The following is a 22,730-nucleotide window of genomic DNA, read 5'->3' on the forward strand; positions in this document are numbered from 1 at the left end:
CCGCCGGGGATGCCCTCAGAACGGCATCTTGAAATCGGCGGGAAGGCCCAGCCCTTCGGTGATCTTGCCCATTTCTTCCTGTGACTTGTCGCTGGCCTTGTGCTGGGCGTCCTTGATCGCGGCAAGGATCAGATCCTCCACCACTTCCTTGTCGTCGGTGTTGAAGATCGACGGGTCGATATCCAGCGACTTCAGCTCCCCCTTCGCGGTCGCCACGGCCTTCACCAACCCCGCGCCGCTTTCGCCGGTCACGGTCATGGTGTGCAACTCTTCCTGAAGGTCGGTGACCTTCTGCTGCATTTCCTTGGCGGCCTTCATCATCTTGGCCATGTCGCCCATTTGCCCGAGGCCCTTGAACATGCCTGTCGCTCCTTCTGGATTGTGCGGTTCGGGCGCGCGGCCCGGTGAATTGCGGTTCTGCCTGATATCGGCGCTTCCCGTCCCGAGGACAAGGTGGCTGTCATTCTTCCTCGAAGGGATCCCACTCGTCTTCCACCTCGGGCAGGGCGTCGACCTGCGCCTGGCTGGCGATCTCGTCCGGGGTGCGGACCTGGGTGATGCGGGATTTGGGAAAGACGTCGAAGACGGCGCGAACCATGGGATGTTCCTCCGCCGAGCGGCGCAGGGCCAGCGCCTTGGCGTCGCGTTTCTCCGCGATCGTCTCGGCGCCGCCCTCGTTGGCGATGATGATCGCCCAGCGGTTGCCGGTCCAGCCCTGAAGGCGGGTGCCCAGCCGCTGCGCCAGATCCTTGGGCGTGCCCTGGGCAGGGGTGAATTCGATCCGGCCCGGCCGATAGGAGACAAGGCGCATCCCCGTCTCGATATCCACCAGCAGCTTGATGTCGCGATTGGCGCGGACGAATTCGACGACATGTTCAAAAGTCGGGAACCGGGCGAGAGCCTGATCCACGTCCTGCGCCAGCTGCGCCGTGGGTCCGGCGCCGGACCAGCTGCCACCAGCTGGGCCGCCACCAGAGGGCCCATTCCCGACCGGGCCGTGATGGGCCGTGTGGGCCATGGTGCCCGTGGCGCCCATGGCCTGCGGGCTACCCTGCGCGGGGGCGGCAGGATGCGGATTATGCGCGGGGGGCTGACCGCCACCCCCCCCGCCACCAGCACCGCCGCCATGGCCCACAGGGCCACCCCCGCCCGAGCCGCCCGGCCCGCCCTGCGGCGGCGGGGTGGGGTGGTCCTGCAACTTGCGCACCAGTTCCTCGGGGGAGGGGAGGTCGGCGACATGGGTCAGGCGGATCACCGCCATCTCGGCGGCCATCATGGCATTGGGCGCGGCGGCGACTTCTTCCAGCGCCTTCAGAAGCATCTGCCACATCCGGGTCATCGCCCGCATCGGCAGTTTCTCCGCCAGGGCGAGGCCACGGGCGCGTTCGTCGGGCGCAACGGTGGGATCTTCGGCGGCATCGGGGGTGATCTTGACCACGGAAATCCAATGCGTGATCTCCGCCAGGTCGCGCAGCACGGCCATCGGGTCTGCGCCGTCGGCATATTGCCCCGACAATTCGGTCAGCGCGGCGGCGGCGTCGCCCCGCATGATCATCTCGTAGAGGTCCAGCACCCGGCCGCGATCCGCCAGACCCAGCATGGCACGGACCTGCTCGGCGGTGGTTTCTCCGGCGCCGTGGCTGATCGCCTGGTCCAGGAGGGAGGTCGCGTCGCGGGCCGATCCTTCGGCGGCACGGGTGATCAGGGCCAGCGCGTCATCGGCGATCTGCGCGCCCTCGGCGGTGGCGATGCGGGTCAGCATCCCGATCATCACCTCCGGCTCGATCCGGCGCAGGTCGAACCGCTGGCAGCGGGACAGGACGGTCACCGGCACCTTGCGGATCTCGGTGGTGGCAAAGATGAATTTCACATGCGCCGGCGGTTCTTCCAGCGTCTTCAGCAGCGCGTTGAATGCGCTGGTGGACAGCATGTGAACCTCGTCGATGATGTAGATCTTGTACCGGGCGGAGGCGGCACGGTAATTCACGCTGTCGATGATTTCGCGGATGTCGCCGACCCCGGTGCGCGAGGCGGCGTCCATCTCCATCACGTCGACATGCCGGCCCTCGGAAATGGCGACGCAATGTTCGCATTGCCCACAGGGATCGGTGGTCGGCCCGCCGGTGCCGTCAGGGCCGATGCAGTTCATCCCCTTGGCAATGATCCGCGCGGTGGTGGTTTTGCCGGTGCCGCGAATCCCCGTCATGATGAAGGCCTGCGCGATCCGATCGGCGGCAAAGGCGTTCTTCAGGGTGCGGACCATCGCCTCCTGCCCGACGAGGTCGGCGAAGGTCTCGGGGCGGTACTTGCGCGCCAGCACCTGATAGGCTGGCTGGTCCGTCTCGCTCATGCGGTGATCCTTGGGTCCGGGGCAGTTCCGGTGGCCGAACCTAAGCGGTCGGCGCCCCGAAATCCAGCGCCGAGACGACAGGCTGGCGGATGTGCCGAAATTGCTTTGCCCCGCGCCATGATCGGGCCATTATCGCGGCGAACATGTGTTGGGGGAAACACCATGCGGCTTAGGGGTGTCAGGCGCAGCAGCAACATCGAGGACCGCCGGCGCAACGGCCGCAGGGGCGGTGGTGGCGCCCTGGGCGGGCTGGGGCTGGGCGGTGTCGTAGTGGTGCTGGCCATCGGCTATTTCACCGGCGTCGATGTCACCCCCCTGCTGACCGGCGGCGCGCCATCCGGCAGCACGGCCAGCGCGCCGCAGGATCTGACCCCCGAAGAAGCCCGCGCCGCCGAATTCGCCGGGCAGGTCCTGACCACGACCGAAGACGTCTGGACCGGTGTCTTCAAGGAACAGCTGGGAGAGACCTATCGCCCGCCTGTCATGGTGCTGTTCTCCGGTGAGACGGCCAGCCCCTGCGGCGGAGCCTCTGCCGCGACGGGGCCGTTCTACTGCCCGGCGGATCGCAAGGCCTACCTGGACACCGCGTTCTTTGCCACCCTGGCCGAGCGGCTGGGCGCCGAGGGCGATTTCGCCGCCGCCTATGTGATCGCGCATGAGGTTGCGCATCACATCCAGAACGAGCTGGGGATCCTGGGCCAGGTTCAGCAGGCGCGTCAGCGCTCCGGCGAGGTGGAGGCCAACGCCCTGACCGTGCGCCTGGAATTGCAGGCCGATTGCCTGGCCGGGGTCTGGGCCGCGCATGTCGACGGGTTGCTGGAGCCCGGCGATATCGAAGAGGCGCTGAACGCCGCGCGGATGATCGGTGACGACCATCTGCAACGCAGCGCCGGTCGGGTGCCGCAACCGCATACCTTTACGCACGGCACGTCGGCGCAGCGGTCGCAATGGTTCGCGCGCGGATATGATTCGGCGGATATCGAAAGCTGCGATACCTTCTCCGCCCCGAAGTTGTGAGGCGGGCCATGATGCGGGGACAGACGGGATGAGGCGCGGATCGGCGATCGTGTTCTGGGGGGTCTTCGGGCTGTGGCTGGCCTGTTTTTCCGCGTCCTTTGTCATGCCGGGATTGGTCGGGCCAGTGGGCGACGGATTCACCCGGGGGCTGAACCGGGTCTCGGAATTCTTCAAGTACCAGATCGGGGCGACGCTGCTGGCGGTGATCCTGGTCGCGCTGTCGCGGGGCTATCCCTGGCGCAGCCTGCGCGGTGCGGCGGGGCGCCTGCCGGCAGGCTTGGCCGGGGGATTGGTGCTGTTGGTCGTGGTGCTGATCCTGGTGGCACGCCTGCAATAGCTGGTCGGGGCGGGCCTGAACGCAACCTTGTCCTGACCGGCCATCAGTACATCGCGGAGAGGGGGGAGGGTGAGAGGCTGGACAACGACCCAAGCGGGGCTCGTTACGGCTGCTTCCTTCCGGATCTGACCGGGTTGGCGAGGCGCCTGCCCGCGCCAACCTCTCGATCCATCACATAGGGCGCGCGGCGCGGATTCGCAAGGGGGCGTGCCGGGACGACGTTCAGGACCGCGCGCCGCCGACACGGCAAAGCAACGCGGCGCCGCCCCGGAGAGGACGGCGCCGCAGGATCATGCGCAGGCACGCGGCATCATGCCGGGGCGAGGATCAGAAATGCATCCGGTAGAGGGCAAAGCCGCCCTCTCCCTCGCCGGCGGGTTCGATGTCCACGCCCTCCACCGTTTCGGCATAGCGCGCGGCGCCGGGGCCGGTTTCGAACAGGGCCGTGGTGTCGTCCATGGCAGCGAAGGTCCAGTTGGCATCGGCCTTGGGGTTCACGGTTCCCTGCTCCACCAGGTAGCGCACGATGATGTCGCGGTTGGTGTCCGGTCCTTCGAAAATGATGGTATCGCCCTTTGCACCGGGGAAATCGCCGCCGCCGGAGGCGCGGTAATTGTTGGTGGCGATGACGAATTCCATCTCGTCCGTGACCGGTTGGCCCTGGTAGGCCAGATCGGTGATCCGGCTGGCGCCCGGGTTGATTTCCACCCCCTTGGCATCAAAGCGGGAGGGCTGCGACAGGTCGATCCGATATGTCACCCCATCGATCACGTCGAAATTGTAGGACGGGAAGGCGGGGTTCAGAAGCGGGGTGTCCCGGCTGCCCGGCGTCACCCGGTTGAACATCCCGGCAGAGCGGTCCAGCCAGCCGCGCAGCTGCGCGCCCGTGACCTTCACGGCGCGGATCGTGTTGGGGTACAGGTAGAGGTCGGCGACGTTCTTGATCGCCACCGGGCCCGGCTCCACCTCGGTGTAGTAATCCGGGCCGCCCCGACCGCCGGCCTTGAACGGCGCGGCGGCGGACAGCAGGGGCAGGGCGGCGTGTTCGGTGCCTTTCAGCATCTCCGCGATATACCAGGTCTGGGCATTGCTGACGATCTGAACGGAAGGGTCATCGGCCACCAGCGCAAAGTAGGAGTGCAGCGGGGCCGAGGTCTCGCCCACTGCGCGGCGCACGTAATCCAGCGTCGCGTCATGTTCGGCCTGCACCGAGGCGAGCACCGCCGCGTCGCTTTCCACCAGCGGGGTGATCTTGCGATCCTCGCCGCGTTCATAAATCGGGCGGGTGCTGACCTCGTGGGTGACAACGCGCCAGGCGCCGCCTTCCCGTTCCAGCATCAGGTCGATCAACCCCATGTGAGAGCCCCAGAACCCGCCCATGACGGCGGGGGTGCCGTGGATCGTCCCGGCGGTCAGGTCGACGCCGGCGAAATCCTGATAGGTGGGAGACGGGAAGACCAGGTGGGAATGCCCGGTCAGGATCGCGTCCACCCCGTCCAGCCCGGCCAGCGGGACAGAGGCGTTTTCCATGCCATCGGAATGATCGGCGCTGCCGATGCCGGAATGGGACAGGGCGATGATGATGTCGGCGCCCTCTTCCTTCATCTGGGGGATATAGGCGCGGGCGGTTTCCACGATGTCGCGGGCCTGCACCTTGCCTTCCAGGTGCTTGCGGTCCCAATTCATGATCTGCGGCGGGACAAAGCCGATCAGCCCGACCTTGATCGCGTGCTCCTGCCCGGCGCCATCCGTCACCTTGCGGTCCAGGATCACGTAGGGCGGGATCAGGGTGGTGTCGGCGGTGGGGGTGGCACCCATCTCCTTGACCACGTTGGCGGAGACGACGGGGAAATCGGCACCGGCCAGCGCCTTGGTCAGGAAATCCAGGCCGTAGTTGAATTCGTGATTGCCCAGGGTGGAGGCATCGAAGCCAAGGGCGTTCATGGCCTGGATGACGGGATGCAGGTCGCCTTCCTTCATGCCGCGTTCATAGGCGATGTAATCGCCCATCGGATTGCCCTGCAGGAAATCGCCATTGTCGATCAGCAGCGCATTCGTCGCCTCGCCGCGGATGCCCGCGACATGGGCGGCCGTGCGCGCCAGGCCGACGGTGTCGTCGGGCCGGTCGGCGTAGTAATTGTAGGGGAAGACGTGCACATGCAGGTCTGTCGTCTCCATGATGCGCAGATGCGCCTGGTTGGTCGCGGCCCGCGCGGAGAAGGGATGAAGGCTGAGCAAGGAGGCCCCCGCAATGGTCCCGGTCAGGAAGGTCCGGCGGTCAAGGTTGGTGGTCAATGTGCGAGGCATCATGCTCTCCCGTGATTCTGTGGGCATAGGTCGATCGGCGCAGCTATGCAGCGCGGCGGTGACACCTTCTTGACAGTTTCGGGTCAGCGCCGTCTTTCCGTCAGGGGATGCTGGCGTGTTTTCGATGCTCGCGCAACTGCAAGCTGTGGCGGGAGCGGTGCCATTGCCAATCGTCGGGGCGCGCGGCACTGTGCGCGCGACTTGCACCTGCCCCGGAGGACACGAACGAATGACCATGCGGATTGCCGAAGAGGTGACATTCGGCGGATCGGGGCTGGACCGGGCGGCGGAATTGCGCGGCCAGGCGGATGTGCTGCGCTTCGCCAGGTCAGCCGGGACCAGCCGGACGGCGCTATTCTGGCGCGGCAATGTGCTGATGTCCGGCCCGGGTACCGTGGCGCGCCTGCCGATGAACCATCCCGTGCTGGCGGATGCGCGCGAAGAGCCGATCCTGATGGGCCGGGACGGCGACGGATTGTTGTTTGCCAGCGATATCTCCGGCTGGACGCCCGAGGGCGATCCCTTTGCCGAACCTGCGCCCGGCTGGGCCGCGCCCGAATTGCCGCAGCATCCGGCGCTGGACCCGGCGCTGGTGCTGGCTGATCTGCGGTCGGTCATGGCGCGCCTTGCTCCGCGCGACGCGGAAATCGCCACCACGGCGCGGGCGCTGATGAACTGGCACCGGTCGCACCGGTTCTGCGCCAGCTGCGGCCAGCCCAGCGAAGTGACGCAGGCGGGCTGGCAACGCAACTGTCCGGCCTGCCGCACGCCGCATTTCCCGCGCACCGATCCGGTGGTCATCATGTTGATCACCAGCGGCGACAAGACGTTGCTGGGCCGGTCGCCGGGCTGGCCGCCGGGCATGTACTCGATGTTGGCCGGTTTCGTCGAACCGGGCGAGCCGATCGAGGCCGCCGTGCGCCGGGAAGTGATGGAGGAAACCCAGGTGCCCGTCGGCCGCGTGCGCTACCTGGCAAGCCAGCCCTGGGCCTTTCCCAATTCGCTGATGTTCGCCTGCCACGGCGAGGCGCTGGCCGAAGACATCACCCTGGACCCGGTAGAGCTGGACGACGCGCTATGGCTTCCCCGGGAGGAAATGGGCAATGTCTTTGCCGGAACGCATCCGACCATAAAACAGCCACGAAGAGGGGCTATCGCGGAGTTCATATTGCGCAACTGGTTGGCGGATCGGCTGGATTGACGGGTTTCCTCCGGCGCGGCTAAGGCTGGATCGGGCGAGGCAGGCACGGAACAAGGCAGGACGGGTTATGAAGATCGCAGGTAAACAGGATATCGCCGCCCCGACCGCCGAGGTCTACGCGGCCGTCACCGATTTCGAGTTCTTCGAGCGGTCGGCGATTCGCCGGGGTGCCCGCATTTGCCGGGTCGAGGGCGACGGCCATGTCGCGCGCGGCACCTGCTGGGACACCGCCTTCGACCTGCGCGGCCGCACGCGGGAAATGCGCCTGTCGGTCACGGATGTCGTCCCGGCGGAGAAACTGGCGATGCTGGGCGAATCCGACGGGCTGAAGGGGCATGTGCTGATCGACGTGGTCCCCCTGTCGCCGCGCCGCACCCGCCTGCGGGTTGAGCTGGACCTGAAACCGCAGACCCTGTCCACCCGGCTGCTTGTGCAATCGCTGAAGCTGGCTCGCGGCAATATCGAGACCCGCCTGTCCAACCGCCTCGCCGAATTCGGCGCGATGATCGAGAACCGGTCGGGGCGGGCGTAGGGATCAGCCCCGCGCCTTGGCGGCGGGGTAGGTGCCCAGAACCTCGACCTCGGAGGAGAAGAACCCCAGCTCGTCCAGCGCCAGGCGGACGTTGGGATCCTCGGGGTGGCCGTCGATCTCGGCGTAGAACTGGGTGGCGGTGAAGCTGCCGTTCTTCATGTAGCTTTCCAGCTTGGTCATGTTGACGCCGTTGGTCGCGAATCCGCCCATCGCCTTGTACAGCGCGGCGGGAATGTTGCGCACGGTGAAGACGAAGCTGGTGACCATCTTCCCCTCGCCACGTCGTGTCATGTCGGCCTGGCGCGACATGATCAGGAACCGGGTGGTGTTGTGGGCGTGGTCCTCGATATGGCGCGCCAGCACATCCAGGCCATAGACCTCTCCCGCCAGCTCCGAGGCCAGCGCGGCGCGGGTCGGGTCCGTCTGTTCGGCGATCAGCCGGGCCGATCCGGCGGTGTCGGACCCGGTGATCCGTTCGATCCCGTGTTCGGACAGGTAGCCCCGGCACTGGCCCAGAAGCATCTGGTGGGAGGTGGCGCTTTTGATCTGCTCCAGTGTGGTGCCGGGCAGGACCAGAAGGTTGATATGCACGCGCACATAGGCCTCGCCCACGATCGCCAGGCCCGAGCCGGGCATCAGGTGGTGCACATCCGCCACGCGGCCGAAGGTGGAATTGTCCACTGGCATCATCGCCAGCTCCGCCTCGCCATCCCGCACGGCGGCAAAGGCATCCTCGAAGCTGCGGCAGGGCAGGGGGGCGTGGTCGGGCCGCGCTTCCACACAGGCCTGGTGGGAATAGGCGCCGAGTTCACCCTGAAAGGCGATGCGGGGGGTGGTCATGGGCTGCGTTCTTTCCTGCCGGTGGGTGTCTAGTCCGCCAAGGGCGTTTCGTCGCGGTAAGTACACCTTGCGCAAAAGGAGGGGAAGCATATAGATACGCGCCGAGCACCAAGCGACAGAGATATCAGGGGCGCGGCATTCCATGTTTGATACGATGACGATGACGAAGATTATCGGCGGCTTCTGCGGCGCCCTGCTGGTTTTCATGCTGGGCGGCTGGGCCGGTGAGCTGCTGTACACCAGCGGCGGGGGCCATGGCGATGATCACGCCCAGGCCTACGTGATCGACACCGGTGTCGAGGAAGATGCCGGCGCCGAGGAAGAGACCGTCGATTTCGCCGAGGTCCTGGCCTCGGCCGATGTGGACAAGGGCGCGCGCGTCTTCTCCAAGTGCAAGGCCTGCCACAAGCTGGACGGCACCGACGCCACCGGTCCGCACCTGGACGGGGTTGTCGGCCGTGCGGTCGCGGCGGTGGACGGCTTTGGCTATTCCGGCGCGCTGGCCGCCAATTTCGACACCTGGACGCCCGAGAATCTGAGCGCCTTCCTCGAAGATCCGCGCGGCACCGCGTCGGGCACCAAGATGACCTTCTCCGGCCTGCGCAAGGTGGAGGACCGGGCCAACCTGATCGCCTATCTCGATTCGCTGGGCGGCTGAGGCCGGCAGTTTTCGCGGGATCGGCCGTGCCCCCTCCGGGGGTGCGGCCTTTTTCATGGCCAGCCGCCGCACCGGGTGGAGGCAGGCGCGGCGCTGGGCTGGCGATCACGCGCTGCTCACACATTCTCAACTTGAATGTGGCGAAGCCGCTCAATTAGCTTACCTCGACAGGTGGATCGGCGCTTTGCCATCACCGACGCCATAGCAGGAGCCTTCGAGATCATGCGCCACACGGCCGTTTCCCGCCCGACCTCCCTTGCCCGCAGCCTGATGCCGCGCCTGTCGCCCCGACTGGGCGGTGCCCTGATCGGCACGCTGATGCTGCTGACCGGCGCGGCGCAGGTGCTGGCGCAGGACGAAGGCGCGGAAACCGTGATCAAGAGCCACGGGTATTCTTATTTCGGCGACTTGAAATATCCCGCTGATTTCGAACATTTCGACTACGTGAACCCGGACGCGCCCAAGGGTGGTGAAATCTCCATTCACGCCAGCGGCACGTTCGATTCGATGAACCCGTATTCCCGCAAGGGCCGGGCCGGGGCGCTGTCATCGTCGATGTATGAATCGCTGCTGGACGAGAATGCGCCGGCGGACGAATACGGCGCGCTGTACTGCCTGCTCTGCGAAAGCCTGGAATATGACGAGGGCAAGAACTGGGTCATCTTCAACATGCGCAAGGACGCCCGGTTCTCCGACGGAACGCCGCTGACGGCGCATGACGTGGTGTTCTCCCATTACCTGATCCTGGACCAGGGCCTGCCCTCCTATGCGCAGGCGGTGAAGAAGCGCGTCACCGGGGCCCAGGCGCTGGATGACTACACGGTGAAATTCACCTTTGCCGACGACATCTCCCGCCGGTCGCTGATCGACCAGGTGGGCGCTTTGTCGATCTGGTCCAAGAGATGGTACGAGGAAACCGGCGCGCGGCTGGATGAAAGCCGGATGGAGGTCTCTCCCGGGTCCGGCCCCTACATGCTGGACAGCTACGACGTGAACCGCAACATCGTCTACAAGCGCAATCCCGATTACTGGGGCGCCGACCTGCCGGTGAACCGTGGCCGGCACAATTTCGATACGATCCGCGTCGAATATTTCTCGGACGAGACCGCCGCGTTCGAGGCATTCAAGGCTGGCGAATATACCTTCCGCGAAGAAACGAATTCCCGCCAATGGGCGACACAATACAACTTTCCGGCCGTGACATCCGGCGCCGTCATCGCCGAGGAACTGGCCGACGGCGCGCCGCCCAACAACACCGGGTTTGTCTTCAACCTGGGCCGGGAAACGTTGCAGGATCGTCGGGTGCGGCAGGCCATCGCGCTGGCCTACAACTTCGAATGGACCAACCAATCGCTGCAATACGGCCTGTTCGACCAGCGCCATTCCTATTTCCAGGGCACCAAGCTGGAGGCCAGGGGCACACCGGAAGGGACGGAGCTGGAGATGCTGCAATCGCTGTCCTCCGACGTGCCGGAAGAGATTCTGACCGCCGCCCCGATCAACGCCCATGACAGCAGCCCCGACCGCCTGAACGACCGTCGCAATCTGCGCGCCGCGATGAAGCTTCTGGACGCCGCCGGCTGGGCCGTGGGCGACGATGGTATTCGCCGTAACGCCGCCGGCGAGAAACTGGTGCTGGAAATTCCGATCAATTCCTCCTCCTCCGCGACGCTGGAAGGGATTTTGGAGAGCTTTGCCCAGAATCTGAAATTGATCGGCGTGCAGGCGGAGATCCAGAAGGTCGATCCCGCGCAATACACCGACCGCGACCGCAACCGCGATTACGACATGATCTACAACGGCTACCGCGCCTTCCTGGGCACCGGCACCGGATTGCGCCAGATGTACGGATCGTCGGAGGCGGAATTCTCCCTGTTCAACCCTGCCGGGCTGGCCAGCCCGCTGGTGGACGAGGTGATCGACCTTTCTCTCCAGACCGGGGATCAGGACAGTCAGGACGCATCGTTGCGCGTGCTGGACCGGGTGCTGCGGCATGAATTCATCATGGTGCCCACCTGGTACAAGGCCAGCCATTGGGTCGCCTATTTCGACATGTACGAACATCCCGAGGAGATCCCCCCCTATGACCTGGGGGAGCTGGATTTCTGGTGGTTCAACGAAGACAAGGCCGCCGCGTTGAAGGCCAATGGCGTTCTGAGGTAAGCGACCGGCATGGGAGCCTACATTCTTCGCCGCCTGCTGCTGGTCATCCCGACCCTGCTGGGCATCATGATCATCAACTTCGCTCTGGTACAATTCGTGCCGGGCGGGCCGATCGAACAGATCATCGCCGAGATGCAGGGTCAGGGCGATGTCTTTGGCGGGTTTTCGGGTGGGGCCGGCGATGCCGCCGACACGCTGGGTCCGGCGAATGACTATGCCGGGTCGCGCGGGTTGCCGCCCGAATTCATCGCCGAGCTTGAGCGGGAATTCGGTTTCGACAAGCCGCCGTTGGAACGGTTCCTCAACATGTTGTGGAACTACGTGCGGCTGGATTTCGGAGAAAGCTACTTCCGCTCCATCTCGGTCATCGACCTGGTGCTGGAAAAGCTGCCGGTCTCCGTCTCGCTGGGGCTTTGGTCGACGCTGATCGCCTATCTGGTGTCGATCCCGCTGGGTATCCGCAAGGCGGTGCGCGACGGCTCCAGCTTCGACACCTGGACCTCGGGCCTGATCATCGTGGCCTACGCGATCCCCGGATTTCTCTTTGCAATCCTGCTGCTGGTTCTGTTCGCAGGTGGCAGCTATTGGCAGATCTTCCCGCTGCGAGGGCTGACCTCGGACAATTTCGATCAGCTGAGCTGGGCGGGGAAGGTGGCGGATTACTTCTGGCACATCGCCCTGCCGATCATCGCCTCCACCATCTCGGCCTTTGCGACGCTGACGCTGCTGACGAAGAATTCCTTTCTCGACGAGATCAAGAAACACTACGTCATGACCGCCCGCGCCAAGGGCCTGAGCGAGGGGCGCGTGCTCTATGGTCACATCTTCCGCAATGCCATGCTGATCGTGATCGCCGGGTTCCCGGCGGTGTTCATCGGCATCTTTTTCACCGGCTCCCTGATTATCGAAACGATCTTCTCCCTCGATGGGTTGGGCCGCCTGTCGTTCGAGGCGGCGGTGGCGCGCGATTACCCGGTGATCTTCGGCACGCTGTTCATCTTCGGGTTGATGTCGCTGGTTGTCGGGATCCTGTCGGACCTGATGTATGTCTTTGTGGATCCGCGCATCGACTTCGAAAAGCGGGAGGGCTGAGCGCATGAAGGATCCCCGCCCCGATGACAGCCTCCCCGACATGACCGGCGCCCGGATGCCCGGCCAGATGGCGCCCGCCCCGGTGGCCGATGTGCCCCCGCCCCGGCGCGGCTGGCTGTCGCCGCTGAACCAGCGCCGCTGGCGCAACTTTCGCCGCAATCGCCGGGCGTTCTGGTCGCTGGTGATCTTTTCGGTTCTGTTCGGCCTGTCGCTGTTTGCCGAGTTCATCGCCAACGACAAGCCGATCCTGGTGAATTATCGGGGCGAGTATTTCCTGCCCTCGTTCAAGTTCTATCCCGAAACGGCATTCGGCGGCGATTTCCAGACAGAGGCGGTGTACCGCGATCCCGAGGTGCAGTGCCTGATCGTGTCTGGTGGGTTGGACAGCTGTTTCGACGATCCCGAAGGCATCATCGCGGATGCCGAGGACGGGACCGTCGCGGGGGAGGAGATCGTGACCGGTTGGGCCCTTTGGCCGCCGATCCCCTATTCCTACGACACCCCGGTGGATCGTCCCGGTGCCGCGCCGCTGCCGCCCAACGGGCAGAACCTGCTGGGCACGGACGACACCAAACGCGACGTGCTGGCGCGGGTGATCTACGGGTTCCGCCTGTCGATCCTGTTCACGCTGATCGTGACCACCTTTGCCTCCGTCGTGGGGATCGTGGCGGGGGCGTTGCAGGGGTTCTTCGGCGGCTGGCTGGATCTGATCTTCCAGCGCCTGATCGAGATCTGGCAATCCACACCGTCGCTTTACATCATCATCATCCTCTTCGCGATTTTGGGCCGAAGCTTCTGGCTGCTGGTGCTGCTGACGGCGCTGTTCTCCTGGACCGCGCTGGTGGGCGTGGTGCGGGCAGAGTTCCTGCGCGCCCGCAATCTGGAATATGTCCGCGCGGCCAAGGCACTGGGCGTGGGCAACATGACCATCATGTTCCGCCACATGCTGCCCAACGCGATGGTCGCCACGCTGACCATGCTGCCGTTCATCGTGACAGGCACGATTTCCACCCTTGCGGGGCTGGATTTCCTGGGCTTCGGGCTGCCGTCCTCTTCGCCGTCTCTGGGGGAGCTGACGTTGCAGGCGAAACAGAACCTTCAGGCGCCGTGGCTGGGGTTCACCGCCTTCTTCGTCTTCGCGATCATGCTGTCCCTGCTGGTGTTCATCTTCGAGGGTGTGCGCGACGCCTTCGACCCGAGGAAGACGTTTCAATGAGCCTTCTGAACGTGACCGACCTGCGGGTCGCCTTTCGCCAGGACGGCCAGCGGACAGAGGCCGTGCGCGGCGTCTCCTTCTCTGTGGCCAAGGGGGAGACGGTGGCGCTGGTTGGTGAATCCGGGTCGGGAAAATCGGTGACGGCGCTGTCTACCGTGTCCCTGCTGGGTGACGCGGCCGAGGTGTCAGGCAGTGTGGAGTTCGACGGGCAGGAAATGGTCGGCGCTCCGCAGAAGCTGCTGCGCAAGGTGCGCGGCAACGATGTCAGCTTCATCTTTCAGGAGCCGATGACATCGCTGAACCCGTTGCACACGCTGGAAAAACAGATCGGCGAAAGCCTGGCCCTGCACCAGGGTCTGGCGGGCGAAGCTGCGCGCGCCCGGATGCTGGAGCTGTTGCACCAGGTTGGCATCCGTGACCCGGAGGCCCGGCTGACCTCCTATCCGCACCAGCTGTCCGGGGGGCAGCGTCAGCGGGTGATGATCGCCATGGCGCTGGCCAATGATCCCGCATTGCTGATCGCGGATGAACCCACCACCGCGCTGGACGTCACAATTCAGGCGCAGATTCTGGACTTGCTGGCCGAGGTGAAGGCCCGCGCCGGGATGGGGATGCTGTTCATCACCCATGATCTGGGCATCGTGCGCCGCATCGCGGACCGTGTCTGCGTGATGAAGAATGGCGAAATCGTCGAGGAAGGCCCGACGGAGACGCTCTTTGCCGATCCGCAGCACCCCTATACCCGCGACCTGCTTTCGGCCCGCGCCATCGGCACTCCGCCCGCCGTAGCCGACACCGCGCCGGAGGTTCTGACGGCCCGGTCGATGCGCATCTGGTTTCCGATCCAGTCGGGCCTTCTGAAACGCACCACCGGGCATGTGAAGGCGGTGAACGACGCCAGCTTTGCCATCCGCGCGGGGGAGACCCTGGGCGTTGTCGGTGAAAGCGGATCGGGCAAGACCACGCTGGCGCTGGCGGCGATGCGGCTGATCCCGTCGGAGGGGGCGTTGCACTTCGATGGCCAGGATCTGCGCGGCGCCTCCACCCGGGCGCTGCGACGGCTGCGGTCGGACATGCAGATCGTGTTTCAGGATCCGTTCGGGTCACTGTCGCCGCGGATGACCTGCGAACAGATCATCGCCGAGGGGTTGAGCGTGCACAAGATCGGCGGCGACCGTCCCCGGCGGGAGCTGGTCGCCGAGGTCATGGAGGAAGTCGGGCTGACACCGGCGGCGATGGACCGCTACCCGCATGAATTCTCGGGTGGCCAGCGGCAGCGGATCGCCATCGCCCGCGCCATGATCCTGCGGCCGCGACTGGTGGTGCTGGATGAACCGACATCGGCACTGGACATGACGGTGCAGGTGCAGATCGTCGACCTGCTGCGCGACTTGCAGCAGAAATACCAGCTGGCCTACCTGTTCATCAGCCACGACCTGTCGGTGGTGCGCGCCATGTCGCATCGCGTCATGGTGATGAAGCAGGGCGACGTGGTCGAGGCCGGAGCGGCGGCGGAGATCTTCGAGGCACCGCAACAGGAGTACACCCGCACCCTGCTGAAGGCCGCCCAGGGCGGTTGACGGGTCAGGACGGGGCGGTTGGCGGCCTGGGGTGGCTGATGGGGTTGTCGGGCCTCAGTTGGCCGCGTTGCGCCTTGGCGCGGCCAAGGCAAGATTTGTGTATTGGTCCAGCATCTGCGCGACATGCAGCGCCAGTGGTCGGGCCGCAACGGGCAGGGTCAGGCCCGTGTCGGACACCCAGGACTGCCCGTCGAACTGCGCGGCCACGCTTTGCAGCAGCGGAGACAGCGCCTTGGGCGAGATGCCGAACCGGGTGATCAGCTCCTGGCTGTCGATGGCGAAATCACACAATAGCCGTTCTATCATGTGGCCGCGCAGCGCGTCGTTCCTGCCGTGGGCATGGCCCCGGACGGTGGCAAACTGCCCGACGCGCAGCGCCCGCGTGTATTCGGCGGTCGTGCCGCTGTTCTGGGTATACCCCTGCGGAAACCGCGAAATTCCCGCGGCGCCCAGCCCGATCGCCACCGCCACGGGATCGTCGGTATAGCCGTGCATGCCACGCCGCAGGCGGCCCTCCGCCGCGGCCTGTGTCAGCGGGTCGGAACGCAGGGCGAACTGGTCGATACCGATGGGGTGATAGCTGTCCCAGCTAAGCAGTTTTCGGGCGGTTTCAAACAGGTCCAGCCGCTCGGCGGGGCTGGGCAGGGCACTGGTGGGGATCATGTTCTGCCGGGGCGACAGGCCGGGGGCGTGGACATATTGCGTCAGGGTCACGCGGTCTGGCGCCAGAAGCAGCAGCTTTTGCATGCTGTCGGTGATGCGCACCCGACTTTGATGCGGCAAGCCATAGAGGATCTCTGCATCGATGCGGGAAATGCCGTGTTCACGCACCAGTTGGATGGCTTCCCGCGTGACCTCGTAGCTTTGGGCACGGCCGATGCAGGCCTGGATCTCGGGGTCGAAATCCTGCACGCCGATGATGGCGCGGGTCATGCCGGCGGCCCGCAATGCGCGCATCCGGGGGGGGTCGATCTCGTTCGGGTCGATCTCGACCGTGAATTCGGCGTCATCTTCCAGCGGAAGGACGGCGGTGATGGCGCGGGCCAGGCCGGCGATCATTTCGGGGCCCATCAGGGAAGGGGTGCCGCCGCCCCAATGCAGGCGCGACAATTTCACGCCGCTGGGAAGATGCCGGGACAGCAGCGTCAGTTCGGCAGAGATGTTAGACAGGTAAGCGATCAACGGTGCCTCTGTCCTGGCTGCCTGTGCGGGTGACGTGCAGAACCAGCACAACCTCCGACAAAAGGGAAAGCTGACCTTCGCGGAGATCCGCGCCGCCTCGGGAATGGTGCCGATCCAGTCCGCATGGTTCACAGCGGACACCGCGCCGGAGAACTGTGACTCTGTCGGGTAAGTGATGTACCGGGGCCGCAGCGCGTCGTACATTCCGGGCCGGGTGAGTTGAGTCATACGCATCCTGTATGTATATTTCGCAATGACGGCATTGCAATAAAATTAAGTTAACAACTGGAGGTTGCAAGACATGTTTCAACAAAGCGTCGCCGCCCCCGCCCGGCATCAGAATTGTTCGGAATGTCCGATCCGCCATCGAGCCGTCTGCGCGCGCTGCGACGGGGACGAGCTGGATCGGCTGGAGGAGATGAAATACTACCGCTCCTTCCAGGCCGGTCAGACCGTGGTCTGGTCCGGGGATCGCATGGATTTCGTCGGTTCCGTCGTCTCGGGGATCGCGACCCTGACCCAGGGGATGGAAGACGGGCGCACCCAGATGGTGGGTCTGCTGCTGCCGTCGGATTTCGTCGGCCGACCCGGGCGACAAGGCGCGGCCTATGATGTCGTGGCCACCACTGACCTGGTAATGTGCTGTTTCCGCAAGAAACCGTTCGAGGAAATGATGGAGCGTACGCCCCATGTTGCACAGCGGCTTTTGCAGATGACGCTGGATGAACTGGATGCCGCGCGCGAGTGGATGCTGGTCCTGGGCCGCAAGACGGCGCGGGAGAAGATCGCCAGCCTGCTGGCCATCATCGGGCGCCGCAGTTCCGATCTGGGCGTCATGCCGAAGCCGGGCGGCCTGGTGTTCGACCTGCCTCTGACCCGCGAGGCGATGGCCGATTACCTGGGTCTGACGCTGGAGACGGTCAGCCGCCAGATCTCGGCGTTGAAGAAGGACGGGGTGATCATCCTGGAAGGCAAGCGCCACGTCACCGTTCCCGATTTCGCCCGGCTGATCGCCGAATCCGGAGATGACGGAACCGTGGGCGCAGGGGCCGCTTGGTCGCGGCGAGGCGCAACTACAAGTTGATCGGCGCACTTGCAGGCCGCATTTCGGCCCCCGCCGCGTGAAAAATTTCGCCTGCCGGGGGGCAGAAATCGCCGCCGAAACCGGTTTGGCTGGCTGTAATTGACCTCAAGTCGCCCGAATTCCGCCCCTTGCGCCGATTTCAATGGGCCATCAGTACCGGCAGCGCCGCCTTTTGCAGCATCTCGCGGGTCGCCCCGCCGAGAATCGCCTCCCGAAACCGGGAATGGCCATAGGCGCCCATCACCACCATTCCGGCGCCGACCTCTTCGGCATGGCGCAGAATCACGTCGCTGATCCGGGGCAGGGTTCGGGCCTGCACCTGGACGCGCGGCCGGGCGCCATGGCGGGCCAGCCAGTTCGCCAGCATCCCGCCGGGGTCGGACCGGCCCGGACCGTGGGTCGGCGGGTCGATTACCAGGACATGCACCGTCTTGGCGGCGCGCAGGAACGGCAGCGCGGCGCGGGCGGCGGCCATGGCCTGGGGGCTTTCGTTCCAGGCCAGCACGATGGTCTCGGGCCGGGGGGCGCAGGCGCCGCTGTCGGGCAGCACCAGGATCGGCGCGCGGCCGTCGAACAATGCCGCCTCCAGCAGGGGCTCCAGCTCGATCCCGCGGCCGTCGCCATAGGGGCGCGGCAGCACCACCAGGTCGGCAAAGCCCGCATGGGCGGTGACATGGCGGCCCAGGTCGATCATCTGCGCCACCTCCGTCGGGAGGGCCCAACGGGCGGCGGAGGACGTCAGGATCTTGCGCGCCTGCCGTTCCAGCGCCTGGGCTTCGAGCTCGGCGCGGGTCAGCGATTCCTGCACCAGCAGGGCACTGCCCTCGGCGTAGTAATAGCCCGTCTGCGTCCGGTCCACGCCCAGGCAGATCGCGTCCAGATGGGCATCGAACCTCTCGGCCAGCTGTTCGGACCGGGCGAGAAGATCCGGCAGGGTGTCGGCGTCGGTCAGAAAGGTCTGAATGGTCTTGTATTGCATGTGTCCGGTCTCCGAAAACACGCGTTCCCGCCGACCAGCATAGGGTGTCACCCCCGCCCGACCTTGATCCACATCAACAAATTCGCACCGATCCGTTGACCTGAATCAACGCAGGCCGCCCCGCACCGGGAGATACCCGTTCCGTCAAGAATTGCGGCCGCGGCAGACCCGCCCGCGCCGGACGGACGGAAGGGACATGCAGATGACAAACGCAATCAAGCTGGTCGTGCTGGGCCTGATCACGCTGTTCAGCGCGATCGCGGCCGGGTATGCGCGCGACCTGGCCTACGAGGTGAATGCCCTGACGATCATGGTGATCGCGGCGGGGATGTTCCTTTGGGTGCTCAGATCCACGGGCGAAGAGGCAGAGACCCCGGCCGCCGACCCCTCGGGCCGCTACATGGACGGGGTGATCCGCTATGGCGTGGTTGCCACCTGTTTCTGGGGGGTGGTCGGGTTCCTGGTGGGGACCGTGATCGCCTTTCAACTGGCCTTTCCAATGTTGAATTTCGACTGGGCGCAAGGCTTCGCCAATTTCGGCCGGCTGCGGCCCCTGCATACCTCGGCGGTGATCTTCGCCTTTGGGGGCAACGCGCTGATCGCCACGTCTTTCTACGTGGTACAGCGGACCTCTGCCGCGCGGCTTTGGGGCGGGAACCTGGCCTGGTTCGTCTTCTGGGGCTACCAGCTGTTCATCGTGCTGGCCGCCAGCGGCTACCTGCTGGGCGCGACGCAATCCAAGGAATACGCCGAACCGGAATGGTACGTGGACCTGTGGCTTACCATAGTCTGGCTGGCCTATCTGGCGGTGTTCCTGGGCACGATCATCAAGCGGAGAGAGCCGCATATCTACGTCGCCAACTGGTTCTACCTCAGTTTCATCGTCACGGTGGCGATGCTGCATGTGATCAACAATCTGTCGATCCCGGTCAGCATCTGGGGCAGCAAGTCGGTGCAGGTCTTCGCCGGCGTGCAGGACGCCATGACGCAATGGTGGTACGGGCACAACGCCGTCGGCTTCTTCCTGACCGCCGGGTTTCTGGGGATGATGTATTACTTCGTCCCCAAGCGCGCCGAGCGGCCGGTCTACAGCTACAAGCTGTCGATCATCCACTTCTGGGCGCTGATCTTCCTGTACATCTGGGCCGGGCCGCACCACCTGCATTACACCGCCCTGCCGGACTGGGCCTCGACCCTGGGGATGGTGTTTTCCATCGTGCTGTGGATGCCCAGCTGGGGCGGCATGATCAACGGGTTGATGACCCTGTCGGGCGCCTGGGACAAGCTGCGCACCGACCCCGTGATCCGCATGATGGTGATTGCCATCGGTTTCTACGGCATGTCCACCTTCGAAGGGCCGATGATGTCGATCCGGGCGGTGAACTCCCTGTCGCATTACACGGACTGGACCATCGGGCACGTGCATTCCGGCGCCTTGGGCTGGAACGGGATGATCACCTTTGGCGCGCTTTATTTCCTGGTGCCCAAGCTGTGGAACCGGCGGGAGGTCTATTCCCTGCCGATGGTGAACTGGCACTTCTGGCTCGCCACGATCGGCATCGTTCTCTACGCCGCCGCGATGTGGGTGACCGGCATCATGGAGGGCCTGATGTGGCGCGAGGTGGACGCCAACGGGTTCCTGGTGAACTCCTTTGCCGACACCGTCGCCGCCAAGTTCCCGATGTACGTGGTGCGTGGATTGGGGGGGGTCATGTACCTCGCCGGGGCGATCATCATGTGCGTCAACCTCTACCTCACCGTGAAACGCCAACCGGCACAGCAGGACGCCCACGGGCTGGTCCCGGCGGCCTAAGGAGATACGATCATGGCTGACAACACCAAGGCACCGATGCCCGCCTCGGCCACCGGAACGGGGGAGCGGCCAAAGCGCCGCTCCTTCCTGGACCGGCACGCCATCCTGGAAAAGAACGCCACGCTGCTGCTGGTCTTTTCCTTCCTGGTGGTGACCATCGGCGGCATCGTCGAGATCGCGCCGCTGTTCTACCTGGAAAACACGATCGAGGACGTGGAGGGTGTGCGCCCCTATACCCCGCTGGAACTGACGGGCCGCGACATCTACGTGCGCGAAGGCTGCTACGTCTGTCACAGCCAGATGATCCGCCCGATGCGCGACGAGGTGGAGCGCTATGGCCATTACTCCCTGGCGGCGGAATCGAAATACGACCACCCGTTCCAATGGGGGTCGAAACGCACCGGGCCGGATCTGGCCCGGGTGGGGGGGCGCTATTCCGACGAATGGCATGTCGATCACCTGCGCGATCCGCAATCGGTGGTGCCGGAATCGGTGATGCCCAAATACGGCTTTCTCGAAAACACGCTGGTGGAGGGGGAGCATGTCGCCGACCTGCTGCGCACCCATCGCTTTGTCGGGGTGCCCTACACGGACGAGATGATCGCCAGCGCCCAGGCCGATTTCCGCGACCAGGCCGATCCCGAAAGCGATTGGGACGGGCTGATCGACCGCTACGGCGATGCGGTGCAGGTGCGCAATTTCGACGGACGCCCCGGCATTTCCGAGGCCGACGCCCTGATCGCCTATCTTCAGATGCTGGGCACGTTGGTCGATTTCTCGACCTTCACGCCCGACGCCAGCCGTTAAGGAGACCGTCATGGACACCTATTCCCTTATGCGTGAATTCGCGGACAGCTGGGCATTGCTGGCGCTGTTCCTGTTCTTCGCGGGGGTGATCGCCTGGGTCTTTCGCCCCGGCAGCCGCCGCACCTATGCCGACACGGCCGCGATTCCGTTTCGCAACGAAACCCGGCCCGCCACCGCGCCGGCCCGCGCCGACAAGGAGGCCCGAGATGAGCGATGATCTGAAGGACCGGCACGGCACGACCGGCCATGAATGGGATGGCATCGAAGAGCTGAACACCCCCCTGCCGCGCTGGTGGCTGTGGACGCTATACGCCACCATCGTCTGGGCGGTGCTTTATACCATCGCCTTTCCCGCCTGGCCGCTGATCCGAGGCGCGACGCCCGGGCTGCTGGGCTATTCCACCCGCGCCGAAGTGGCGCAGGACATTGCCGCTGTCGACCTGGCCAATTCCGGCATCAATCAGGCGCTGGCCGAAACTCCGCTGGAGCTGATCGCACAGGATCCTGCGTTGAACGCCTATGCCGTTTCCGCAGGTGGCGCAGTGTTCAAGACCTGGTGCGCGCAATGCCACGGCTCTGGCGCGGCGGGGGCTGTGGGATATCCCAACCTGCTGGACGACGACTGGCTGTGGGGCGGTGACATGGCGGCGATCCATGCCACCATCAGCCACGGCATCCGCACCGACGAGGATCCCGATACGCGCTATTCCGAGATGCCTGCCTTTGGCCGGGACGAACTGCTGGAGAACGCCGAGATCGACGCCGTGGTCAACCATGTCATGGCGCTGTCCGGCACGCCGCGCGATGCCAGCGTGCTGGAACTGGGCGCCACTGTCTTCGCCGACAATTGCGCGGCGTGCCACGGCGATGCAGGGACCGGCGATCGGGATCAGGGCGCGCCGGACCTGACGGATGCGATCTGGCTGTATGGAGGCGAGTACGACGCCCTGCACGAAACGGTCAGCAATGCGCGCTTTGGCGTCATGCCCGCCTGGTCCGCCCGGCTGAGCGAGTCGCAATTGCGGGCCGTTGCCGCCTATGTGCACCAATTGGGCGGGGGCGAATAACCCCTGCCAGATCTCCCCGCCCCGAAGGGCGGGGCCGGTACCGGCCGCCCGACCTGTTCACGCGTTTCCCGCGGCGGCCGGTGCCATCCCCCCGACAATCGCAGGCCCCCCGATGTTCGCAGGCCGGGCGACCCGTTTGCAGCGCATTGTTCCCGAAGTGATTTCAGCACCAAAAAAGGCGCCCCCGGCCGGATCGGACGGGGGCGCAAGTTTGCGCGGGGAGCGCAATCTGTCACGGTGGCGGCGCGGCCTGCGCTACCACCAGCTTGGCGGGTGCCATCCGCGCCTTGGCCGGACCCGTGGGCGGGGTTGCCGCCGCAGGAGACGGCAGCGCGGCTGCACGGCCTCGGGATGAAAAACGATGGGGTCGATCATTTCCGCACCGTCTGGCTGGCGTCCGGCTTGCGCCAACCATCGTTGCGGCTGGCAGTCAGGAACGTTCTTGCGAATACATTGAACATGGGTCCTTCCTTTCGATCTGAACCATGACAATTGAATAGCTCAA

Annotated in this window: 20 protein-coding genes and 1 other RNA gene; 14 read left to right on the top strand and 7 right to left on the bottom strand. The window is 65.2% G+C overall.

Features of this window, described 5'->3' with window-relative positions; all coding sequences use genetic code 11:
• Window positions 1-15: 15 nt before the first annotated feature.
• Both G5A46_RS07035 and G5A46_RS07040 read right to left on the bottom strand, forming a co-directional pair.
• A complete protein-coding gene (locus G5A46_RS07035; RefSeq protein WP_163848596.1) occupies window positions 16-360 on the bottom strand; it encodes a YbaB/EbfC family nucleoid-associated protein in 345 nt (114 codons plus the stop codon).
• A gap of 100 nt (window positions 361-460) precedes the next feature.
• On the bottom strand, window positions 461-2,350 hold the full coding sequence (locus tag G5A46_RS07040; RefSeq protein ID WP_163848598.1) for a DNA polymerase III subunit gamma/tau: 1,890 nt from the start codon (window positions 2,348-2,350) through the stop codon (window positions 461-463).
• Window positions 2,351-2,512: 162 nt separating this feature from the next.
• On the opposite strand from G5A46_RS07040, the gene ypfJ reads away from it, so the two are divergent.
• Entirely contained in the window at window positions 2,513-3,367 is an 855-nt protein-coding gene (gene ypfJ, locus G5A46_RS07045; RefSeq protein WP_163848600.1) for a KPN_02809 family neutral zinc metallopeptidase, read from the top strand.
• A gap of 28 nt (window positions 3,368-3,395) precedes the next feature.
• Complete coding sequence (locus G5A46_RS07050) at window positions 3,396-3,704, top strand: hypothetical protein (protein ID WP_163848602.1); 309 nt, start codon at window positions 3,396-3,398, stop codon at window positions 3,702-3,704.
• Window positions 3,705-3,772: 68 nt separating this feature from the next.
• Here the strand turns inward: G5A46_RS07050 and ffs are convergent.
• An RNA gene (gene ffs / locus G5A46_RS07055) (signal recognition particle sRNA small type) lies at window positions 3,773-3,869 on the bottom strand.
• Window positions 3,870-4,031: 162 nt separating this feature from the next.
• A complete protein-coding gene (locus G5A46_RS07060; RefSeq protein ID WP_204318702.1) occupies window positions 4,032-6,011 on the bottom strand; it encodes a bifunctional 2',3'-cyclic-nucleotide 2'-phosphodiesterase/3'-nucleotidase in 1,980 nt (659 codons plus the stop codon).
• Between the two features lie 235 nt (window positions 6,012-6,246).
• Here G5A46_RS07060 and nudC point away from each other — a divergent pair, with 235 nt between their 5' ends.
• A complete protein-coding gene (gene nudC, locus G5A46_RS07065) occupies window positions 6,247-7,212 on the top strand; it encodes an NAD(+) diphosphatase (RefSeq protein ID WP_163849920.1) in 966 nt (321 codons plus the stop codon).
• A 67-nt stretch (window positions 7,213-7,279) separates the two neighbouring features.
• On the top strand, window positions 7,280-7,744 hold the full coding sequence (locus G5A46_RS07070) for an SRPBCC family protein (protein WP_163848604.1): 465 nt from the start codon (window positions 7,280-7,282) through the stop codon (window positions 7,742-7,744).
• A 3-nt stretch (window positions 7,745-7,747) separates the two neighbouring features.
• Here the strand turns inward: G5A46_RS07070 and G5A46_RS07075 are convergent, their stop codons facing one another.
• The gene (locus tag G5A46_RS07075) at window positions 7,748-8,584 is read right to left on the bottom strand and encodes a prephenate dehydratase (RefSeq protein WP_163848606.1); all 837 of its coding nucleotides are present in this window, start codon (window positions 8,582-8,584) and stop codon (window positions 7,748-7,750) included.
• 142 nt (window positions 8,585-8,726) lie between these two features.
• On the opposite strand from G5A46_RS07075, the gene G5A46_RS07080 reads away from it, so the two are divergent.
• The 5 genes from G5A46_RS07080 to G5A46_RS07100 all read left to right on the top strand — a co-directional run bounded on the left by G5A46_RS07080 (window position 8,727) and on the right by G5A46_RS07100 (window position 15,293).
• A complete protein-coding gene (locus G5A46_RS07080) occupies window positions 8,727-9,242 on the top strand; it encodes a c-type cytochrome (RefSeq protein WP_163848608.1) in 516 nt (171 codons plus the stop codon).
• Between the two features lie 222 nt (window positions 9,243-9,464).
• Complete coding sequence (locus G5A46_RS07085; RefSeq protein ID WP_420821350.1) at window positions 9,465-11,405, top strand: extracellular solute-binding protein; 1,941 nt, start codon at window positions 9,465-9,467, stop codon at window positions 11,403-11,405.
• A 9-nt stretch (window positions 11,406-11,414) separates the two neighbouring features.
• Window positions 11,415-12,497, top strand: a complete 1,083-nt coding sequence (locus G5A46_RS07090; RefSeq protein ID WP_163848610.1) for a microcin C ABC transporter permease YejB — start codon at window positions 11,415-11,417, stop codon at window positions 12,495-12,497.
• A 55-nt stretch (window positions 12,498-12,552) separates the two neighbouring features.
• Window positions 12,553-13,713, top strand: coding sequence for an ABC transporter permease (locus tag G5A46_RS07095; protein ID WP_420821362.1), 1,161 nt, complete (start codon window positions 12,553-12,555; stop codon window positions 13,711-13,713).
• Window positions 13,710-15,293 carry an ABC transporter ATP-binding protein gene (locus G5A46_RS07100; RefSeq protein ID WP_163848612.1) on the top strand — a complete coding sequence of 528 codons (1,584 nt, stop codon included), beginning with the start codon at window positions 13,710-13,712 and terminating at the stop codon, window positions 15,291-15,293. The genes G5A46_RS07095 and G5A46_RS07100 overlap by 4 nt, the downstream gene beginning before the upstream one ends.
• A gap of 54 nt (window positions 15,294-15,347) precedes the next feature.
• Here the strand turns inward: G5A46_RS07100 and G5A46_RS07105 are convergent, their stop codons facing one another.
• The gene (locus G5A46_RS07105; RefSeq protein ID WP_338050026.1) at window positions 15,348-16,703 is read right to left on the bottom strand and encodes a radical SAM protein; all 1,356 of its coding nucleotides are present in this window, start codon (window positions 16,701-16,703) and stop codon (window positions 15,348-15,350) included.
• Between the two features lie 73 nt (window positions 16,704-16,776).
• Between G5A46_RS07105 and fnrL the strand changes: the two genes are divergently transcribed.
• Window positions 16,777-17,559: a transcriptional regulator FnrL gene (gene fnrL, locus G5A46_RS07110; protein WP_163848616.1), complete on the top strand. Its 783-nt coding sequence runs from the start codon at window positions 16,777-16,779 to the stop codon at window positions 17,557-17,559.
• Between the two features lie 139 nt (window positions 17,560-17,698).
• On the opposite strand, the gene G5A46_RS07115 is transcribed toward fnrL, so the two are convergent.
• The gene (locus G5A46_RS07115) at window positions 17,699-18,538 is read right to left on the bottom strand and encodes a universal stress protein (protein WP_163848618.1); all 840 of its coding nucleotides are present in this window, start codon (window positions 18,536-18,538) and stop codon (window positions 17,699-17,701) included.
• 202 nt (window positions 18,539-18,740) lie between these two features.
• On the opposite strand from G5A46_RS07115, the gene ccoN reads away from it, so the two are divergent.
• Genes ccoN through ccoP form a run of 4 tightly spaced genes read left to right on the top strand, consistent with a single transcriptional unit; the run spans window position 18,741 to window position 22,225 of the window.
• Window positions 18,741-20,351, top strand: coding sequence for a cytochrome-c oxidase, cbb3-type subunit I (ccoN, locus tag G5A46_RS07120; protein WP_163848620.1), 1,611 nt, complete (start codon window positions 18,741-18,743; stop codon window positions 20,349-20,351).
• A gap of 36 nt (window positions 20,352-20,387) precedes the next feature.
• Window positions 20,388-21,158: a cytochrome-c oxidase, cbb3-type subunit II gene (ccoO, locus tag G5A46_RS07125; RefSeq protein WP_163849923.1), complete on the top strand. Its 771-nt coding sequence runs from the start codon at window positions 20,388-20,390 to the stop codon at window positions 21,156-21,158.
• A 10-nt stretch (window positions 21,159-21,168) separates the two neighbouring features.
• Window positions 21,169-21,375 (top strand): cbb3-type cytochrome c oxidase subunit 3, encoded by a 207-nt coding sequence (locus G5A46_RS07130; protein WP_163848621.1) that lies wholly within the window; start codon window positions 21,169-21,171, stop codon window positions 21,373-21,375.
• The gene (gene ccoP / locus G5A46_RS07135) at window positions 21,365-22,225 is read left to right on the top strand and encodes a cytochrome-c oxidase, cbb3-type subunit III (protein WP_163848623.1); all 861 of its coding nucleotides are present in this window, start codon (window positions 21,365-21,367) and stop codon (window positions 22,223-22,225) included. The genes G5A46_RS07130 and ccoP overlap by 11 nt, the downstream gene beginning before the upstream one ends.
• The last annotated feature ends 505 nt before the right edge of the window (window positions 22,226-22,730 follow it).

Source organism: Pseudooceanicola aestuarii, from assembly GCF_010614805.1.
In the GTDB taxonomy this organism is placed as follows: Bacteria; Pseudomonadota; Alphaproteobacteria; order Rhodobacterales; family Rhodobacteraceae; genus Pseudooceanicola; species Pseudooceanicola aestuarii.

Bases quoted from the DNA above. Each gene is read 5' to 3' on its own strand.
- G5A46_RS07035 (WP_163848596.1), bottom strand. From the start codon at position 360: ATGTTCAAGGGCCTCGGGCAAATGGGCGACATGGCCAAGATGATGAAG.
- G5A46_RS07040 (WP_163848598.1), bottom strand. From the start codon at position 2,350: ATGAGCGAGACGGACCAGCCAGCCTATCAGGTGCTGGCGCGCAAGTAC.
- ypfJ (WP_163848600.1), top strand. From the start codon at position 2,513: ATGCGGCTTAGGGGTGTCAGGCGCAGCAGCAACATCGAGGACCGCCGG.
- G5A46_RS07050 (WP_163848602.1), top strand. From the start codon at position 3,396: ATGAGGCGCGGATCGGCGATCGTGTTCTGGGGGGTCTTCGGGCTGTGG.
- G5A46_RS07060 (WP_204318702.1), bottom strand. From the start codon at position 6,011: ATGCCTCGCACATTGACCACCAACCTTGACCGCCGGACCTTCCTGACC.
- nudC (WP_163849920.1), top strand. From the start codon at position 6,247: ATGCGGATTGCCGAAGAGGTGACATTCGGCGGATCGGGGCTGGACCGG.
- G5A46_RS07070 (WP_163848604.1), top strand. From the start codon at position 7,280: ATGAAGATCGCAGGTAAACAGGATATCGCCGCCCCGACCGCCGAGGTC.
- G5A46_RS07075 (WP_163848606.1), bottom strand. From the start codon at position 8,584: ATGACCACCCCCCGCATCGCCTTTCAGGGTGAACTCGGCGCCTATTCC.
- G5A46_RS07080 (WP_163848608.1), top strand. From the start codon at position 8,727: ATGTTTGATACGATGACGATGACGAAGATTATCGGCGGCTTCTGCGGC.
- G5A46_RS07085 (WP_420821350.1), top strand. From the start codon at position 9,465: ATGCGCCACACGGCCGTTTCCCGCCCGACCTCCCTTGCCCGCAGCCTG.
- G5A46_RS07090 (WP_163848610.1), top strand. From the start codon at position 11,415: ATGGGAGCCTACATTCTTCGCCGCCTGCTGCTGGTCATCCCGACCCTG.
- G5A46_RS07095 (WP_420821362.1), top strand. From the start codon at position 12,553: ATGCCCGGCCAGATGGCGCCCGCCCCGGTGGCCGATGTGCCCCCGCCC.
- G5A46_RS07100 (WP_163848612.1), top strand. From the start codon at position 13,710: ATGAGCCTTCTGAACGTGACCGACCTGCGGGTCGCCTTTCGCCAGGAC.
- G5A46_RS07105 (WP_338050026.1), bottom strand. From the start codon at position 16,703: ATGACTCAACTCACCCGGCCCGGAATGTACGACGCGCTGCGGCCCCGG.
- fnrL (WP_163848616.1), top strand. From the start codon at position 16,777: ATGTTTCAACAAAGCGTCGCCGCCCCCGCCCGGCATCAGAATTGTTCG.
- G5A46_RS07115 (WP_163848618.1), bottom strand. From the start codon at position 18,538: ATGCAATACAAGACCATTCAGACCTTTCTGACCGACGCCGACACCCTG.
- ccoN (WP_163848620.1), top strand. From the start codon at position 18,741: ATGACAAACGCAATCAAGCTGGTCGTGCTGGGCCTGATCACGCTGTTC.
- ccoO (WP_163849923.1), top strand. From the start codon at position 20,388: ATGCCCGCCTCGGCCACCGGAACGGGGGAGCGGCCAAAGCGCCGCTCC.
- G5A46_RS07130 (WP_163848621.1), top strand. From the start codon at position 21,169: ATGGACACCTATTCCCTTATGCGTGAATTCGCGGACAGCTGGGCATTG.
- ccoP (WP_163848623.1), top strand. From the start codon at position 21,365: ATGAGCGATGATCTGAAGGACCGGCACGGCACGACCGGCCATGAATGG.